This window comes from Trichloromonas sp., from assembly GCF_034006665.1.
Taxonomy (GTDB): Bacteria; Desulfobacterota; Desulfuromonadia; order Desulfuromonadales; family Trichloromonadaceae; genus Trichloromonas.
The window spans coordinates 20,443-36,282 of record NZ_JAVESI010000001.1; the positions used below are offsets into that span (position 1 = coordinate 20,443).

The window sequence follows — 15,840 nt, forward strand, 5'->3', positions numbered from 1 at the left end:
GGTCATTGTAGCCGCAAGGGAGCCAACGGGCAACCGCGCGCCCTTGGCGATCCGCGAAGCTGAAGAGATTATACGGGCAGGCGTTTACCGGGAGATTGCCAAAAGATTACAATTTGGAAAGGTTGGCCAGAAGGCGAAGGGGAAGGCGGTGGGGAGTAACGCCGCCCCCGCGCGGACTCAACGCGGGGGCGGCATTCTGCTACAGAGGCTTTACAGATCGGCGATTTTCAGAACAATTTTGCCGAAATGCTTGTCCTCTTCCATCATGCGATGGGCTTCGACCACCTCGTTGATGGAAAAGACCTTCTCAATGATCGGCACGATGGTCCGGTCGGCGAAGTTCGGCAGGGCGCGTTTGGTGAATTCGGCAATGATCTCCCCTTTTTCCGAGACCGGGCGACTGCGCAGCACCGAACCGATGATCTGCTGGCGCTTGACCATCATCAGGGCGAGGTTGAGTTCAGCCTTGATGCCGGAGATGACGCCGATGACCACCAGCTTGCCCTTGTAGCCGAGGGAGTTCATGTTGGGGCCGAGATATTTGGCGCCGACGTGGTCGAGAATCAGATCGACCCCTTTCTTGTTGGTGAACTCCTTGACCGCCTCGGAAAAGTCCGGGGTAGTGGTGTAGTCGATGACGAGATCGGCGCCGAGTTGCTTGACCCGCTCCAGCTTGCTAGGATGAGTGGTAACGATCTTCTTCGCCTGCGGGGTCAGGGCATTGGCCAGTTGCAGGGCGGCGGTGTTGACCCCGCCGCCGCCGCCGTGGAGAATGGCGGTCTGACCGTTCTTCAGATCGCCGATCATGAAGACATTGAGAAAGGCGGTAATGTACGATTCGCAGACGCAGGCCGCTTCCTCAAAGCTCATCGACGCCGGCATCGGCATGACATGATTGGCGTAGGCCACGGCATATTCGGCGTAACCGCCGCCGCCGACCAAGGCCAGCACCCGGTCGCCCGGTTTCCACTCGCTCACCGCCGAACCGACCGACTCGATGATGCCGGAAACTTCCAGACCGAGGATTTCCGAATCACCGGGCGGGGGCGGATACTTTCCTTGGCGTTGCACCAGGTCGGGGCGATTGATCGTCGTCGCCGCGACCTTGATCAGAACTTCATTCTCCTTCGGCGTCGGCTTGGGCACTTCATCCACCCGCATCACCTCGACGCCGCCGAAACCATCCATCACTACTGCACGCATAAAATCTCTCCTTGAAATAAGTGCGGGAAAACCGCCGACGGGGATTTCCTGACTATAAAACAACGTGTTGATTATAGGTAATAAAGATTCGGTTGCAAGGAGAAAGAGGGTTCGGAGAAAAGACCGACGGAACAATGCCGACGGGGAAACCCTTATACCCCCACTTTGGCCGAAACCTGCTGAAAAACCTTTTTCCACAACCAAAACAAGCAGTTGGCACCCATTTTGCTTTTGCCGTATAATTACAACCTCTTCCCTTAAAACGGACCCCGGATTTTCCGGAGTGCCCCGTTCTCCCAAAGCACCAAGGAGCAGAGATGCTTTCTCACGACACTACTCATGACGCCCCGCGCAACGAAGGGGAGGATGCGCACTTCTCCCAGGCGGTTCTCGATGCCTTGCCCCATCCGGTGCTGATCAAGGACAGAAGCGGTCACTACCTGCGCTGCAACCACGAACTGGAGCAATGGCTCGGTCTGGCGAAAGAACAGGTCATCGGCCGCACCCTGAAGGAAATCGCCCCCGACGAGTGCCAGAACAAATGCCTGCAAATGGACCAGGCAGTTCTCAACAACGGCGGCATCTGTTCTTGCGAAGGCCAGCTGCGTATGGCCGATGGCGATGAACGTCAGTTCCTCGCCATCAAGGCTCCCTTGATCGGCCCGAACGGCGACATCGACGGGGTCGTCACCACCTTTCTCAATATCTCCGAACTCAAATCCTCGGAGCGTGAGTTGAAAGAGCATGACCGTCTTTTGAACACTATTTTCGAAGAGATGAAGGATGCCGTGGTGATCATCGACGGCCACTCGTTAAAGATTGTCAGAGCCAACAAAGAATTCGTTTGTCGTTTCGGCATAACAGCGGAAACCGCCGTCGGTCTGCGCTGTCACGACATCCCTTTTCCACCTTCCGCGCCCTTTCGCCAAGACGGTCACAACCTCTGCGCCCTGCGAGAAGCGGTCCTCACGAAAAAGTCGGTGGTGACGGAGCATCACATCGTTTCTCCCGAGGGGAAAGAGATGTGGCTGGACATCGCCACCTCGCCGATTTTTGACGAAACGGGCGAGATCCGGCAACTGGTCCATGTCTACCGCGACATTACCGCCCGCAAAGAGGCGGCCAAGTAGATTGAAAGACTGGCCTATTTTGATTCCCTGACGGGCCTGCCGAACCGCACCCTCTTTCTTGACCGGCTGGGACAAGCGCTGCACCTGGCCCGCCGCGAGAAACGCGCCCTCGGCGTCATCTTCCTCGATCTGGATAATTTCAAGAAAATCAACGACACCTTGGGGCACAATGCCGGCGACCAGGTCTTGAAAATCGTCGCCGAACGGCTTAAGGGACATGTGCGCAAGAGCGACACCCTGAGCCGCCCCGGCGGCGATGAATTCGCTATCGCCATCGGCCTCTCATCGACGAACGAAGACCGCGAAATTCTGACAACCATTGAGCACTTTCAGAAAAACCTGGAGGCTCCGGTTAATCTTTCCGGGATGGAAATCTTCATCAACGGCAGCCTCGGCATCGCTCTTTATCCCAACGACGGAGAATCCGCCGACGAGTTGCTGAAGTACGCGGAACTGGCCATGTACGAAGGAAAAAGTACCGGCGGCGGCACCTTCCGCTTCTACTCCCGCGAAATGAACCAACGGGCGTCAAAACGTCTGCAACTGGAAGTCGATCTGCACCGCGCCCTGCGCGAAGAAGAAATTTTTCTGCTCTACCAGCCCCAGGTGTCGGCCGGCGACGGCCGGGTCACCGGCGTCGAGGCTCTGACCCGCTGGCGGCATCCGACCCTGGGCACACTCTCACCGGACCAGTTCATCCCCCTGGCCGAAGAGACCGGCCTGATCCTGCCCCTGGGGGAATGGATCCTGCGCCAGGCCTGCCTGCAAACCCGCCGCTGGCAGGAGATGGGATTCACGGATCTGCGCCTGGGCGTCAACCTCTCCCCCATCCAGTTCCGGCGCTCCGACATCCCGGCCATGGTGCAGAAAGTGCTCACCGAAACCGGCTTTGACCCGCGTTTTCTGGAACTGGAGATTACCGAAGGGGTGCTGCTGCAGAAGGATAAAGGACGCAGCGAGTGCTTGCGAAAACTCAAGAACATGGGGATTTCCCTGGCCATCGACGACTTCGGCACCGGCTATTCGTCGCTGAGCTATCTCAAGCAATTTCCCATTGACCGGCTCAAGGTTGCCCAGGAATTTGTGCGGGAGATTCCCGCCAGTATCGAGCATCTGGAAATCATCCGGGCCATCGTCGCCATGGCCAGGAGTCTGAAGCTCAACGTCATCGCCGAAGGGGTGGAAACCCGTGAGCAACTGAAGCTGATCACCGAGATGGGGATTGACGATATTCAAGGCTACTATTTTTCCCGACCCCTTCCCGACGAAGACATCCTCCCCTTCGTCCGGCAAATCGCTTCACGAGGAGTTGCCCCGCCGACCTGAGGGGGTTCGTTTTTTGACGGAAAGGGTGTCAAAATTCCCCCCATCTGCGTCGCCTCGGCAAGAATCTTCTAAACTCACGCCACATAGATGCGGTTCACTTCCGTTCCCCGCAAAACCCTTCCCCTTTCCCGCCGAACCGAGTACATTTTGACCTTTCATGCCATTTTCGTGGGAGGGTTCCATGTCTGAAAACACCAATTCGCCGTCCGCCGCCATCGACGCTTTTATCGCCACCTGGCAGGCGTCCGGCGGGGCCGAGCGGGCCAACTGCCAGACCTTTATCCATGAGCTGTGCGACCTGCTCGACGTCCCCCGTCCCGAACCGACCAAGCCCGACAACCGCGACAACGCTTACGTTTTCGAGCGCAGCGTCACCTGGCAGCACGGCGACGGCGGCTCCAGCGCCAACTTCATCGACCTCTACAAACGCGGCTGCTTCATCCTCGAAGCCAAACAGGGCAGCGACAAAACCGTAGCGACGGAGTTCCCCGAGTTGGCCCGCAAACTCAAAACCGGCACCGCCCGGCGCGGCACCTCGGGCTGGGACCGAGCCATGCAGGCGGCGAAAAACCAGGCCGAACGCTACGCCAAGGCGCTCCCCATCGAGGAAGGCTGGCCGCCCTTTCTGGTGGTGGTCGACGTCGGTCACAGCATCGAGCTGTTCAGCGAATTTTCCCGCAGCGGCAAGACCTACCTTCCCTTTCCCGACCCCCGCTCGCACCGCATTTCCCTCACCGACCTCAAGCGACCCGAGGTGCGCGAGCGGCTGCGCCTGGTCTGGACCGATCCCGACCTTCTCGACCCGGCCCGGCGCAGCGCCAAGGTCACCCGCGAGGTCGCCGACCAGCTTGCCCGCATCGCCAAACCGCGCCCGTTTCCGCCCGGGAACTGAAAGAGCAATTCAAAAACGCCCGCGAACCCAAAGTCCGCGAAATCCTCGCCGCCCTCGCCTCCATCGGTCAGGCGCGTGAAATGGAGGATGGACGATATGTGAGTTGAGGGAAAATGAGGGAACGATGCGCTTCACATTCGACGTTTGGAGTCCGGGTTATCGACAGATGCTTTGATTGAATGTTTTTTTCACAGGACCAGAGACCAAAACCTTCAGGAGGGAAATACAATGAAACCTGCCAATCTGTGGGCCAGCATCCCCGCGGAACTCCCCGATGAGTTGTGCGAGGTGATCGGGGGAAACTCCCAAGTACGCATCGAGCGCATTGTCTCACGCGGGCACCGTTCGGAACCCAACTTCTGGTACGATCAGGAGGAGGATGAGTTTGTTCTTCTCCTGAGTGGTTTTGCGCGTCTGGAACTACAGAATCCGCCTGAAATGGTGGATCTGAACCCCGGTGATTATCTCACCATAGCCGCTCACCGACGCCATCGGGTGGAATTCACCAATCCCGAAGACGATACGCTGTGGCTGACGGTGTTTTACCCAAAGGCTTGAGTCGTTATCCAGGATTCTGATAAGGTCGGAGAATCACCATGAACGCAGAAGTGAAGAGGCTTGTGCAGCGTAACACCGGGGTTTGACTTTGCCGATTTCAAATTCCTCGCGGATTATCCGGAACAGCGCGCCCGCCTCCAGACGGTCGCGCCGGAATATACCCGGCTGATTCAGCAAACATCAGGAGCCAGATACATGGAACGCTTTTTTGACCTTGAGGCCCAGGGAACAGATGTAAAAACCGAGGTTCTTGCCCATGCCTGAAGCACTCCTGGAGTTGACACGCAAGATGCCCAAGGCGGAGCTACATCTGCATATCGAGGGCAGCATGGAACCGGAGATGGTATTTCAGCTCGCCAGAAGCAACGGGGTGGAGCTCGATTATCCTGATGTGGAAGCCCTGCGCGCCGCGTATGCCTTCAACAATCTTCAGGAGTTTCTCGATGTGTACTATGCCGGGATGGCGGTACTGCAGCGCGAAGACGATTTTTACGCCCTGACCCGCGCCTATCTGCAACGCGCTCACGCGGACAACGTGGTGCATGTGGAGATATTTTTTGATCCCCAGGCGCATCTCGAACGCGGCATCGCCCTGGAAGTGCAGATGCGCGGCATTCTGCGTGCCTTGGAGGAGGGAGAGCGGGAACTCGGCATCACCTACCGCCTGATCCTCTCCTTTTTGCGCCATCTCTCAGAACAGAGCGCCTTTGAAACCCTGGAGCTGGCGCGCCCCTTTTACCCGCGCATTGACGGCTTCGGCCTCGATTCCTCCGAGGTGGGACATCCGCCGCACAAATTCGCGCGTGTGTTCCAACGCTGCCGTGAGCTGGGTTTCCGGATTACGGTTCATGCCGGGGAGGAGGGCCCGCCGGAGTATGTGCACGAGGCGCTGGAACTCATCGGCGTGGATCGTATCGACCACGGCAACCGCGCGCTGGAGGATGACGCCTTAGTGAAACGCCTGGCGCGCAAGCACATCCCCCTGACCGTGTGCCCTCTGTCGAATCTGAAGCTGCGCGTGGTTAAGGATATCGCCACTCATCCCATTCTCACCATGCTGGATAAAGGGCTGCTGGTTTCAGTCAACTCCGACGACCCGGCGTATTTCGGCGGCTATGTCAATGCCAGCTTCGCCGCCCTGATTGAGCACCTGCCCATAACGGCGGAACACCTGTGCCGTCTGGCGTGCAACAGCTTTGCCGGCTCATGGCTGGATGAGGCGGATAAGCAACGGCATATCCAGGCGGTGAAACAGGTGTTTGGTTTTTGAGCCATTCGGTATTGAGGTTCTATGTTCACTCTGCTGATTAAAAACGCGACCCTGCCCGATGGACGTAGCGGCATGGATGTGGGAGTGGCGGATGGATGTATCCGCGCCATTGCACCCAACATCGAACAGCAGGCGCAGCGGGTAATCGACGCTCGTGGATATCTGCTCAGCCCCCCGTTTGTCGATCCTCACTTCCATATGGACGCGGCCATGAGCCTCGGGCAGCCGCGCCTGAACCGCAGCGGCACCCTTCTGGAGGGGATCGCCCTGTGGAAGGAACTCAAACCGCAGCTATCCTTTGATGGCGTAGTGGAGCGCGCCCTTGCGGTGTGCCATCAGGCCATAGCGCAAGGGGTGCTGCATATCCGCACCCACGTGGATATCTGCGATTCCCGCCTCGAAGCGGTGCGCGCCCTGCTTGAAGTTCGCGAGCGCATGGCGGATTATCTCGATCTTCAGTTGGTGGCGTTTCCCCAGGACGGATACCTGCGCTGCCCCGATGCCGCTGCAAATCTGCAACGCGCCCTCGACCTGGGGGTGGATGTCGTCGGAGGAATTCCCCACTTTGAACGCACCATGCAAGATGGGAGCACAAGCATCCGTGCTCTGTGCGAGATCGCCGCAGAGCGGGGTTTGCGGGTGGATATGCACTGCGATGAGTCGGATGATCCCCTGTCACGCCATGTGGAAACCCTCGCGGCCGAGACCTGTCGCCTCGGCTTGCACGGGCGTGTCACTGCCTCTCACCTCACCTCCATGCACTCCATGGACAACTACTATGTCAGCAAACTTCTGCCGCTGATGGCGGAAGCCGAATTGCACGTGGTTGCCAACCCCCTGGTGAATATGAATCTACAGGGGCGCCAGGACACCTATCCGAAACGCCGCGGCGTAACGCGGGTGCCGGAACTTCTCAATGCCGGAATCAACGTGGCCTACGGCCATGACTGTGTCATGGACCCGTGGTACAGCCTGGGCTCCCACGACATGCTCGATGTTGCCCACATGGGCATCCATGCCACCCATATGACTGCTCTGGCACAGATGGAGGAGAGCTTTGCCATGATCACCGAGCGCGGGGCACGGGTACTCGGCCTCGCAGGATACGGCCTGGAACCGGGATGTCATGCGGATATGGTTCTTCTCCAGGCGCGCAGTCGTGTCGATGCCCTGCGCCTGCGACCGCCGCGCCTGTACGTGATCCGCCGTGGCGAGATTATCGCAATGACTTCGGAACACAAACCTGAGTTGTATCTGAATGGAAGCAAAAAAGAACTGGATTTGACCAGTAATGCATACCTACAATAACTGAAGAAAGCAGGTAAAGTTCGATTGTGCGTAGCGGTACGCAATCTTGGCGTAAAAAAAGCGTCGGCAAGGTAACGCCCGCAAACCGGCGGCCGGTACTGAATGCCGACTACCAGCTGTTTTTGTAGGAGATCACCATGAAAAGCCTGCTCTTCATCTTCGCCCTTCTCATCCTCGCCTCGCCGGCCCTGGCCGATTCGGTGCGCTGCCGGGGACAGATCATTGAGCCCGGCGTCTCAAAATACGAGGTTCTGAAGTACTGCGGCACGCCAACCCACGTCGCCCCCATCGGCAGCACCACGGTCAAAGCGCAGAATATCAAGGTCAAAACCCGCACCGACGAATGGTTTTACGAAAAACTCGACTATGGCAAAGATTATGTCATTATTATCAATGGGACGCGGGTTTCATCCGTAAAACAACTGGATTGAAAAGCCGAATCGGCCCACCCGGAAGGTTTTTCGGTAACTATGCGCAAATGAACAAGACGACCTACATGAAAGGGGGCAACATGCTGATTCGCGTGATTTATTCCGACGGCAGACACGATCTGGTCAAACCTTTCATCCTCGACCGCCTCATCGACCAGAAAGGGATTCGCTCCTTCAAGCGCTCCAACGGCTGGGTCGCCTTGGGCGTCGATCCAGTGCGAACCCGGCGCGGCGACAACGGCTACCAAGGCGTGGAGCGCCGTAGCTCTGCCCGCTGAACCGCCGTCGCATAAAAAAGGGCCGAAGCCGCCTCCGCGTTCCGCCGCCTGACCCCTTTCGCCTCCATCTTGGCACCCAAAATCCCAAAACGACCAAGGGGCTACGGGAAAAATCCCGTAACCCCTTGATTTTAATGGAGCCGCTAATCCGACTTGAACGGACGACCTACTGATTACGAATCAGTTGCTCTACCAACTGAGCTATAGCGGCGTTGTTTCCGAAGCTCTGTTTTTAACGCAAACCTCGAAGGATTGTCAATGAAATCTTCCCATGGAGGTATTATGCCCGCCGGATTCTGGAACCCCGCCGAACTGCTGAAACTTTCGGGCAGCTACTGGAATACTTGCGCCCTGCACGCGGGGGTGAAGCTCGATATTTTTTCGCCGCTTTGCGCCGAGACTCTTTCCGCCGCTGAACTCGCCGCCCGGCGCGGCTTTTCGGTGCGCGGTCTGGCGATGCTCCTCGACGCCCTGACGGCGCTCGAACTGCTGACCAAAGAGGGCGAGCGCTACGCAGCGACCGATTTCGCCCGCGAATTTCTCGACCGCGCCGCGCCAAGCTACCTCGGTCACATGGTCATGCACCACCATCATCTGATGGCGAGTTGGGAACGGCTCGACGAGGCGGTGCGCACCGGCGCGCCGGTGCGACGCAGCGTTTCCCACGAGGCCGAGGACGAAGAGCGGGAGAGCTTTCTGCTCGGCATGTTCAATCTGGCCATGTTCGTCGCCCCGCGCGTCGCCGAACAGGTCGACCTTTCGGGCCGCAAACGGCTGCTCGACCTCGGCGGCGGGCCAGGCACCTACGCCATCCACTTCTGCCGGGAGAATCCCGATTTGCAAGGGGTGATCTTTGACCTTGCCACCACCCGTCCCTTTGCCGAAAAGACCCTGGCGCGCTTCGACATGAGCGAGCGTATCCGCTTTGCGGCGGGGGATTTCCGGCACGACGCCATCCCCGGCTCTTTCGACGTGGCCTGGCTCTCCCACGTGCTGCACGGTGAAGGGCCGGACGAGTGCGCCCAGATGCTGGCAAAGGCGGCGGCGACCCTGGAATCGGGAGGAATGCTGCTGGTGCAGGAGTTCGTCCTCGACGGTAACCGCGCCGCGCCTCTCTTTCCGGCCCTCTTCTCACTGAACATGCTGCTGGTGACCCGCAACGGCCAGGCCTACAGCGAGCCGGAAATCCGGCGCCTGATGGCCGGAGCCGGGCTGAAACGGATCGAGCGCCTGCCGACGGAACTGCCCAACGGCGCGGGCATTATCGCCGGATTCAAGGCCTGAACGGAGAATAGTTGATGCTGCTGCATTGCACGAAAAAAGTCGCCGAACGCCTGACGGAGCCTGTCGCCGAGGCCTTGGAGGAAACAGCCGTGCTGGGCAGCTGGCACGCCCATCTCTTCCAGCTCAAACGCCGCCAGTGCCTGCTCTTCTGTCACGACGAAACCCGTTACATGCTCTTCCTGCCGGGGGTGACCAAGAGTCACTTCAAGGAACTGGGGCGTCTGCATCGGGATCTCTTCCTGCTCAGTCTGGCCGCGCTGGAGGTGCCGGATGGCCGGGTTATGCGGACTGGGCTGGCCCTTGGCCCACCCCGTTTCGACCGGGCCACCGACCGTTCGGTCCTCGGCTCACTGAATGTCGCCGCCACGGAACTGAGTATTCATCTGGAGGAGGTCGACAATCCGCTGGAAATCGATCCGGTGAAGGTGACGCTCATGCTCAACCGGCGCCCGGTGACGGCACGGGGCGCCTGTCTTCTGCCGGAGCAGGGGATGCTGAAGAAGATAACGCGGCTGTGAATTTCGGGGGCTTCCGTGGATATTGACAGAAGAAAAATTGAGGAGTAACTAATCCTCATCAATCCTTATTCCTGTCGGGAGGCTACGCCGTGAACACCTTGGTCTACATGCTCCTTGCCGCCGCCGGCTATCTGCTCGCCTATCGCTTCTACGGCCGCTTTCTCGGCCGGCGGATCTTCGAACTGTCGAACCGCAACCGCATGCCCGCCCACCGCTTCCGCGACGATGTCGACTACATCCCCTCGAAGCGGCACATCGTTCTCGGCCACCACTTCACCACCATCGCCGGGCTTGGCCCCATTGTCGGTCCTGCCATCGGTATCATCTGGGGCTGGCTTCCCGCTACCCTCTGGGTCATTTTCGGCTCGATCTTTCTCGGCGCGGTCCACGACTTCGCCGCCATGGTCATGAGCGCTCGCCATCGCGGCCGCACCCTGGGGGATTTGACCGGTGATCTGCTCAACCCGACGACCCGTCACGCCTTTCAGCTCATCATCCAGTTTCTGCTCTGGATTGTCGTCGCCATTTTCGCCATGATCATGGGCATCCTCTTCACCATGTATCCCCAGTCAGTCTTGCCGATCTGGCTGCAGATCCCCATCGCCGTCTGGCTGGGACGGCGGCTCTACCGAGGCAAGAGCGACGCCCTCCAATCTCTGATCGCCCTCGTTCTCATGTATCTGAGCATCGGGCTCGGCCTCTACGTCCCCATTACCGTCCCCCCCGTCGCCGGCTCGCCCATCGTCACTTGGACCCTCATCCTGCTGGCCTATGCCTTTATCGCCTCGACCCTGCCGGTCCATGTGCTGCTGCAACCCCGCGACTACATCAACTCGAACCAGCTGCTCATCGCCATGGCTCTGCTCACCCTGGGGCTCTGCGTCGCCCACCCGCCAATCACCGCCCCGGCCCTCAACCCGGCGGCCCTCGCCCCGGGGACGGACATTCCGCCCCTGTTCCCAATCCTTTTCATCACCATCGCCTGCGGCGCCATTTCCGGTTTTCACTCCCTAGCCGCCTCGGGCACCGTGGTGAAACAGATCGACAAAGAAGAAGATATGCTCGCCATCGGCTACGGCGGCATGCTCATTGAAGGGCTGCTGGCGGCTCTGGCCCTGGCGGCCATCGCCGGCGGCATGGGCATGGGGCTGGTCAAAGGGGATGTCCTCTACACCGGCGCCGAGGCTTTCCGCGTCCATTACGCCAGCTGGGCCTCGGCCCAGGGGATGGCGGCAATGATCGAAGCCTTCGTCGTCGGCTCCGCCAACCTGCTCGGCGCCCTTGGCATCCCCCCGGAGTTGGGAAAATCCCTCATCGCTGTTTTCATCGTTTCCTTCGCCGGCACTACCCTCGACTCGGCAACCCGCATCCAGCGACTGTCGTTGCAGGAAATCTTCCGCAACCGCGACGGTGTGGTCATGCGTCCCCTGCACAATAACTATGCGGCGACCCTGGTGGTGGTCGTCATGGCCGCAGCGCTCTGCTTCGCCCAGCCCGGAGCCAAAGGCGCCCTGGTGCTATGGCCGATGTTCGGCGCTCTCAACCAGCTGCTGGCCGCCCTCGGCCTGACCGTCGCCACCGTCTATCTGGCGAAAAAGGGCAAGAACATCCTCATCACCTTTCTGCCGATGCTCTTCATGCTGGTGATGACCACCTGGGCCATGGCCATCAACCTGAGGGATTTTTACGCCCGGGGCAACATGTTGCTCTTCTCCCTCTCGGTCATCATCCTGCTCCTCACCCTCTGGCTTCTCATCGGCGCCGCCTGCTCCCTGCGCGGCGGACAACGCACGCGGTCCAGCGAAGACTTGGAGCCGGAGCCGGGGGAATAAACCCTTTCCATCAAACAAGCCCGTAGGATGCGGTAAACGAAAGTGAACCGCGTCAATCGGGAACTCCGTTTGTCAAAAGTGGCTTTTCAAGACGTGACCCCGACTGAAGGGCCTCCGGTTTCAGCGGGGTGGGCGGCGGGTTTCACGGAACCAGAGGCGGTATTGTTCCATGCGGGCGATCTGGTCGGCGGGGGCGCGGCGCTTGCAAGTGACGAAATCTTCGCTATCGGGGCTTGCGCCCCAGCGCCGTTCCACGCAGTCGTTAGGGTTGTAGGCGACTTCCAGGGCTTCCTGCCGCCGGTAGATTTCGGCCAGACTCAGCCGCCAAGTCCCGCCGTCGCTGCGGGTGTAATGGATAAAATGTTTTTCCGCCATCCGGGTATGGAGTCGTTCGATCTCAATGGCGGCCTCTTCTGCGTCGCGATCGCCGAGGTTGAACAGTTCGGGATGGCGGCGGATGCGCTCCGGCAGAGAGGCCAACACCTTCATGGCGATGAGCAGGCGCATGTCCCGCGAGGGGGTGGCGTAATCCTCCCAAGGGCCGACGGTCTCGAAGATGGCCGAACCCTTGGGCATGGAAACCACTTTTCCGCGCTGGACGCGCATGTAGTTTTCGCCGTTGTCCACCGACTGTACCCGGGTTTCGAGCTGCTCCATCAGCGCGTCGAGGGTGCTGTCATAGGCGGCTTCCGGATCGAGTCCGGCGGGATTGATCAGCCCTTCCAACCGCGCGTAGAAATCGCCTGGCGCCATTTCTGCCTGCTCCATGGCCAACGGCGGTAAGCCCGAGCCGCCGTCGAGGGCGGCGTTGGCCGGTTGGCGCCAATTTTTTCCGACGAGGATCGGCGCACGGTAGGCCTTGAAGCCAGGACCGGCGCTCGGAGTGTCGGCGAAGAGGAAGTTGCCCTCCCAGTAGCGTTTGCGGGCGACGGAATTGTCGGGTTGGGCATCGACCGCCAGGAGCATGCCGGGACTCGCGTCGCTCTGGGGAATCCATTTCGTCAGGATCAGAATGTGGCCGTAGGGATCGGCGAAAAGGGTTCCGGGCCAGAGATATTCGCGCGTGAGAGGCACCGGATAGAAGTCGCAGGCTTCGTCGTCAAGGGCAGTGCGGGCGTTGCCCGAGTGCACGACGTTCATCAGGTTGAGGCCGGCTTTGCGAAAGGCCTGGGGCGCAGCCTTGGTACCGACAAAGCCTGTGTCGATGCGAACCGGGCCGCATTGGGGCGGGCGCTTGGCGGTCCCCCGGTCACAGGGGCGGTAAGCCAAGGGCAGACCGAGTTTCCAGGCGAAATAGGCGCGCAGAAAATAGGGGAGATCGGCGCAGTCGGGCTCGGCGGAAATCCGCTCATCTTCCCCCGGGCGCAGGTAGTCGTGCAGAAAGTTGCGGGCGGGATCGCGCAGGACCGGTTCAAGGGAAGGGAAACTCAAAGATTCATCCGGCGGAGCGTCGAAAAGCTGCTCGATCCAGGCGGCGTACAACGCCTCGTTGACCAAGTCCCAACGCCCCGAGCCGCGCTTCGCGCTTTCAGTGCCGACCTTGATCTCAGCATGGGCGACGACCACGCCCGCGCGCAGGGCTTCGAGGCGATAGTCGCCGGCAACGGCAGCGGGCACGACCGCGCGCAGACTCCAGGGCGGGCCGCCGGCGCGAACCGTGGGCAACTCCTCCCCGCTGCCGTCGGGCCGAATGAGCCGCAGGCCGGTCAACTCGCCGTCGACGGCCACCACCAGAATCCGCAGCGGCTCGCCGGAGCGCGGAGTCAAAGGCGCAAGCCACACCCGCACCGCATCCGTCTCCCGCACGGCGACGGCCCTGGCCGGAGCGACCGCGCTGAAAATCAGCATGGCCGCGAAAAGGACCAGAGCCGAGGTGAAGCACCGTCGCGAAACCACCGAATCTTCCGTTGGCAAAGTCACCCTCCCCCTTCCCGCTTCAGACGCTCTTTTTCAGCGCCATCCGCCGCCCGCTGACACTCATTCCAACGCACCGTGCCAGCGGTCGCGGCCCTGCTCCTTGGCCTGGTAGAGGTGGCGATCCGCCGCATTGAACAGCTCGGCGGGATCATCCGCCTCCCGGGAGGTCGCGATGCCGGCGCTCAGGGTCACAAAAGGGCTCACCTCCGACGCCTCGTGGGCAATGCGTAAACGGCGAACCGCTTCCAGAAGCCGTTCGGCCATAAGCCGGGCCCCCGCCAGATCGGTCCCCGGCAGGACCACGACAAACTCTTCCCCACCGAAACGCACGGCCCAGTCGCTTTCCCGGCGTAAAGCCTTGCCAATCGCCCCGGCAACCTCGACGAGGCAACGATCCCCCGCCTGGTGCCCATAGCGGTCGTTGAACTTTTTGAAAGAATCCACGTCACAGACGATCAGCGAGAGTTCCTTCCCGGCACGGCGTGCTAGGTTGAGATCCCGCTCCAGGGTCTTATCAAAATAGTGGCGATTGAAAAATCCGGTCAGGCCGTCGGTCATGGCCTGCTTTTTCAATATTTCGAGACGCAATTCCCGCCTGAAGACCGCCAGCAAAATCGCTTCAATCACGATGAAACCGGATACGGCAAAAAGGATATTGATCCACACCGACCGACGAAATTCGGCGACCAGTTCGGAGACATCGTCCCAGAAGAGCACGAAACCCGAGGGAGACAGGCTCCCCTGGCGATCTGCCTGGTAGTCGTACAAAGGGAAAAAGTAGGCGCTCAGAAACTTTCCTGAAACGCGAATGAGTTGCGCTTGGGGGGTCGCGAAGTCGGCGGCAAGATCGATCTTGGGCAGAATCATCGCGACAGCCTCTTCATCCGGTGGCGAGGAGGCCGCTTCGAGATAGAAGTTGAACGCCGGGTTGTCGGCGAAAAACTTCCGGACAAACTCCGGAAACATCTTGCTTTCCACATGGTCCTTGGTCAGCAGGACCGCCGCGTGCACGGAGTAGGAATCCGCGAAGGAAGAGAGCAACTGGTCAAAGGACGTGCCCACTTCGAGGGCGCCGACGTAGGTTCTTTCCCCGCTTTCGGGATCGTGGGTCCAGATCGGAACAACGCTGCGCAGACCACTGTAGATCCGACCCGTTTCGAATCCGTAGCGGCCGGTTTTTTCCTCGTGGGTATCGACGATCGTATGGCGCAGATCGTCCATGCGATCCCCGTATTTTTCCGGACGATGCACCCGCAGAAAGCTCAGGCTCCCGGGGCCCAGGTGGTAGTGCAACTGGCGAACGCCGAAGGCCTTGGCCATTTCGTCCCAGCCGCCCTTGACCCTGGCGAGCAAGGCCTGGCGAAACCGCTCCGCCTGAGGGCCCCCGGCGCCGCCGCCTTCGGCCTCGACCGCCTTTTTCCCCGCGAGAAAGAGCTGGTTCAGTTCATCGTTCCGGGAGATGAGCAAAGAAAGCTGGCCGAGATTCGTGTAAGCCATCTCCAGGGCAAAGCCGAATTGCTTCTCATGGTCCAGGGCATGAGAGGTGATACCGGCGTAAAGAACCTGCTGGGCCGAACGGTAGTTGATGGCCACGAAGAGAATGTCGAGGAGAAAAATCAGCAGGCCGACCAACAAAAAGGATTTATGGCTGTGTGTAAAAAATTTCGTCATCCCTTCATCCCGTGGGAAAAACTCGCCTGGGGTTCTTCTCCCGGCGGCAAAAACTGATCACCCACCGTGCGCCGATCGGCGACAAACCCAAGTCCGTCGGGTTCTTTTCGAAAGGTCATTATGGCCGAAAACACCCGTCGCCGGGGAATATTTCTGATCATTCCACACATGAATCGTCATGGTCGCCCGCGCGCGGCCGCCACCGGCGAAAAGTTTTTATCG

At 59.9% G+C, this 15,840-nt stretch carries 14 protein-coding genes and 1 tRNA gene; 11 read left to right on the plus strand and 4 right to left on the minus strand.

Annotation, left to right across the window (positions count from 1 at the left end; translation table 11 throughout):
• Window positions 1-210 precede the first annotated feature (210 nt).
• The gene (locus RBR25_RS00105) at window positions 211-1,203 is read right to left on the minus strand and encodes an NAD(P)H-quinone oxidoreductase (RefSeq protein ID WP_432817484.1); all 993 of its coding nucleotides are present in this window, start codon (window positions 1,201-1,203) and stop codon (window positions 211-213) included.
• Window positions 1,204-1,520: 317 nt separating this feature from the next.
• Here RBR25_RS00105 and RBR25_RS00110 point away from each other — a divergent pair, with 317 nt between their 5' ends.
• From RBR25_RS00110 to RBR25_RS00145, 8 genes are all read left to right on the plus strand, one after another.
• Window positions 1,521-2,333: a PAS domain-containing protein gene (locus RBR25_RS00110; protein WP_432817485.1), complete on the plus strand. Its 813-nt coding sequence runs from the start codon at window positions 1,521-1,523 to the stop codon at window positions 2,331-2,333.
• A 9-nt stretch (window positions 2,334-2,342) separates the two neighbouring features.
• Window positions 2,343-3,659, plus strand: coding sequence for a putative bifunctional diguanylate cyclase/phosphodiesterase (locus tag RBR25_RS00115; protein ID WP_432817707.1), 1,317 nt, complete (start codon window positions 2,343-2,345; stop codon window positions 3,657-3,659).
• Between the two features lie 181 nt (window positions 3,660-3,840).
• Entirely contained in the window at window positions 3,841-4,551 is a 711-nt protein-coding gene (locus tag RBR25_RS00120) for a type IIL restriction-modification enzyme MmeI (protein WP_432817486.1), read from the plus strand.
• A 228-nt stretch (window positions 4,552-4,779) separates the two neighbouring features.
• Window positions 4,780-5,109, plus strand: a complete 330-nt coding sequence (locus RBR25_RS00125) for a cupin domain-containing protein (RefSeq protein ID WP_432817487.1) — start codon at window positions 4,780-4,782, stop codon at window positions 5,107-5,109.
• 256 nt (window positions 5,110-5,365) lie between these two features.
• Entirely contained in the window at window positions 5,366-6,379 is a 1,014-nt protein-coding gene (locus tag RBR25_RS00130) for an adenosine deaminase (protein ID WP_432817488.1), read from the plus strand.
• 21 nt (window positions 6,380-6,400) lie between these two features.
• Window positions 6,401-7,687, plus strand: a complete 1,287-nt coding sequence (locus RBR25_RS00135; RefSeq protein ID WP_432817489.1) for an amidohydrolase family protein — start codon at window positions 6,401-6,403, stop codon at window positions 7,685-7,687.
• 137 nt (window positions 7,688-7,824) lie between these two features.
• Complete coding sequence (locus RBR25_RS00140; protein WP_432817490.1) at window positions 7,825-8,118, plus strand: DUF2845 domain-containing protein; 294 nt, start codon at window positions 7,825-7,827, stop codon at window positions 8,116-8,118.
• Between the two features lie 47 nt (window positions 8,119-8,165).
• On the plus strand, window positions 8,166-8,396 hold the full coding sequence (locus RBR25_RS00145; protein WP_432817491.1) for a GSU3473 family protein: 231 nt from the start codon (window positions 8,166-8,168) through the stop codon (window positions 8,394-8,396).
• A gap of 135 nt (window positions 8,397-8,531) precedes the next feature.
• Here the strand turns inward: RBR25_RS00145 and RBR25_RS00150 are convergent.
• Window positions 8,532-8,607: transfer RNA gene (locus RBR25_RS00150), tRNA-Thr, on the minus strand.
• A 71-nt stretch (window positions 8,608-8,678) separates the two neighbouring features.
• On the opposite strand from RBR25_RS00150, the gene RBR25_RS00155 reads away from it, so the two are divergent.
• The 3 genes from RBR25_RS00155 to RBR25_RS00165 all read left to right on the plus strand — a co-directional run bounded on the left by RBR25_RS00155 (window position 8,679) and on the right by RBR25_RS00165 (window position 12,030).
• A complete protein-coding gene (locus tag RBR25_RS00155) occupies window positions 8,679-9,680 on the plus strand; it encodes a methyltransferase (RefSeq protein ID WP_432817492.1) in 1,002 nt (333 codons plus the stop codon).
• A 14-nt stretch (window positions 9,681-9,694) separates the two neighbouring features.
• On the plus strand, window positions 9,695-10,198 hold the full coding sequence (locus RBR25_RS00160; protein ID WP_432817708.1) for a DUF6933 domain-containing protein: 504 nt from the start codon (window positions 9,695-9,697) through the stop codon (window positions 10,196-10,198).
• Window positions 10,199-10,287: 89 nt separating this feature from the next.
• Window positions 10,288-12,030, plus strand: a complete 1,743-nt coding sequence (locus RBR25_RS00165; RefSeq protein WP_432817493.1) for a carbon starvation CstA family protein — start codon at window positions 10,288-10,290, stop codon at window positions 12,028-12,030.
• A gap of 120 nt (window positions 12,031-12,150) precedes the next feature.
• Here the strand turns inward: RBR25_RS00165 and RBR25_RS00170 are convergent, their stop codons facing one another.
• Window positions 12,151-13,950 carry a hypothetical protein gene (locus tag RBR25_RS00170; RefSeq protein ID WP_432817494.1) on the minus strand — a complete coding sequence of 600 codons (1,800 nt, stop codon included), beginning with the start codon at window positions 13,948-13,950 and terminating at the stop codon, window positions 12,151-12,153.
• 57 nt (window positions 13,951-14,007) lie between these two features.
• The gene (locus RBR25_RS00175) at window positions 14,008-15,618 is read right to left on the minus strand and encodes a diguanylate cyclase domain-containing protein (RefSeq protein WP_432817495.1); all 1,611 of its coding nucleotides are present in this window, start codon (window positions 15,616-15,618) and stop codon (window positions 14,008-14,010) included.
• Window positions 15,619-15,840 lie beyond the last annotated feature (222 nt).

Coding starts and splice junctions, on each gene's coding strand:
- RBR25_RS00145 (WP_432817491.1), top strand. CDS start 8,166: ATGAACAAGACGACCTACATGAAAGGGGGCAACATGCTGATTCGCGTG.
- RBR25_RS00110 (WP_432817485.1), top strand. CDS start 1,521: ATGCTTTCTCACGACACTACTCATGACGCCCCGCGCAACGAAGGGGAG.
- RBR25_RS00155 (WP_432817492.1), top strand. CDS start 8,679: ATGCCCGCCGGATTCTGGAACCCCGCCGAACTGCTGAAACTTTCGGGC.
- RBR25_RS00140 (WP_432817490.1), top strand. CDS start 7,825: ATGAAAAGCCTGCTCTTCATCTTCGCCCTTCTCATCCTCGCCTCGCCG.
- RBR25_RS00160 (WP_432817708.1), top strand. CDS start 9,695: ATGCTGCTGCATTGCACGAAAAAAGTCGCCGAACGCCTGACGGAGCCT.
- RBR25_RS00175 (WP_432817495.1), bottom strand. CDS start 15,618: ATGACGAAATTTTTTACACACAGCCATAAATCCTTTTTGTTGGTCGGC.
- RBR25_RS00135 (WP_432817489.1), top strand. CDS start 6,401: ATGTTCACTCTGCTGATTAAAAACGCGACCCTGCCCGATGGACGTAGC.
- RBR25_RS00130 (WP_432817488.1), top strand. CDS start 5,366: ATGCCTGAAGCACTCCTGGAGTTGACACGCAAGATGCCCAAGGCGGAG.
- RBR25_RS00120 (WP_432817486.1), top strand. CDS start 3,841: ATGTCTGAAAACACCAATTCGCCGTCCGCCGCCATCGACGCTTTTATC.
- RBR25_RS00105 (WP_432817484.1), bottom strand. CDS start 1,203: ATGCGTGCAGTAGTGATGGATGGTTTCGGCGGCGTCGAGGTGATGCGG.
- RBR25_RS00125 (WP_432817487.1), top strand. CDS start 4,780: ATGAAACCTGCCAATCTGTGGGCCAGCATCCCCGCGGAACTCCCCGAT.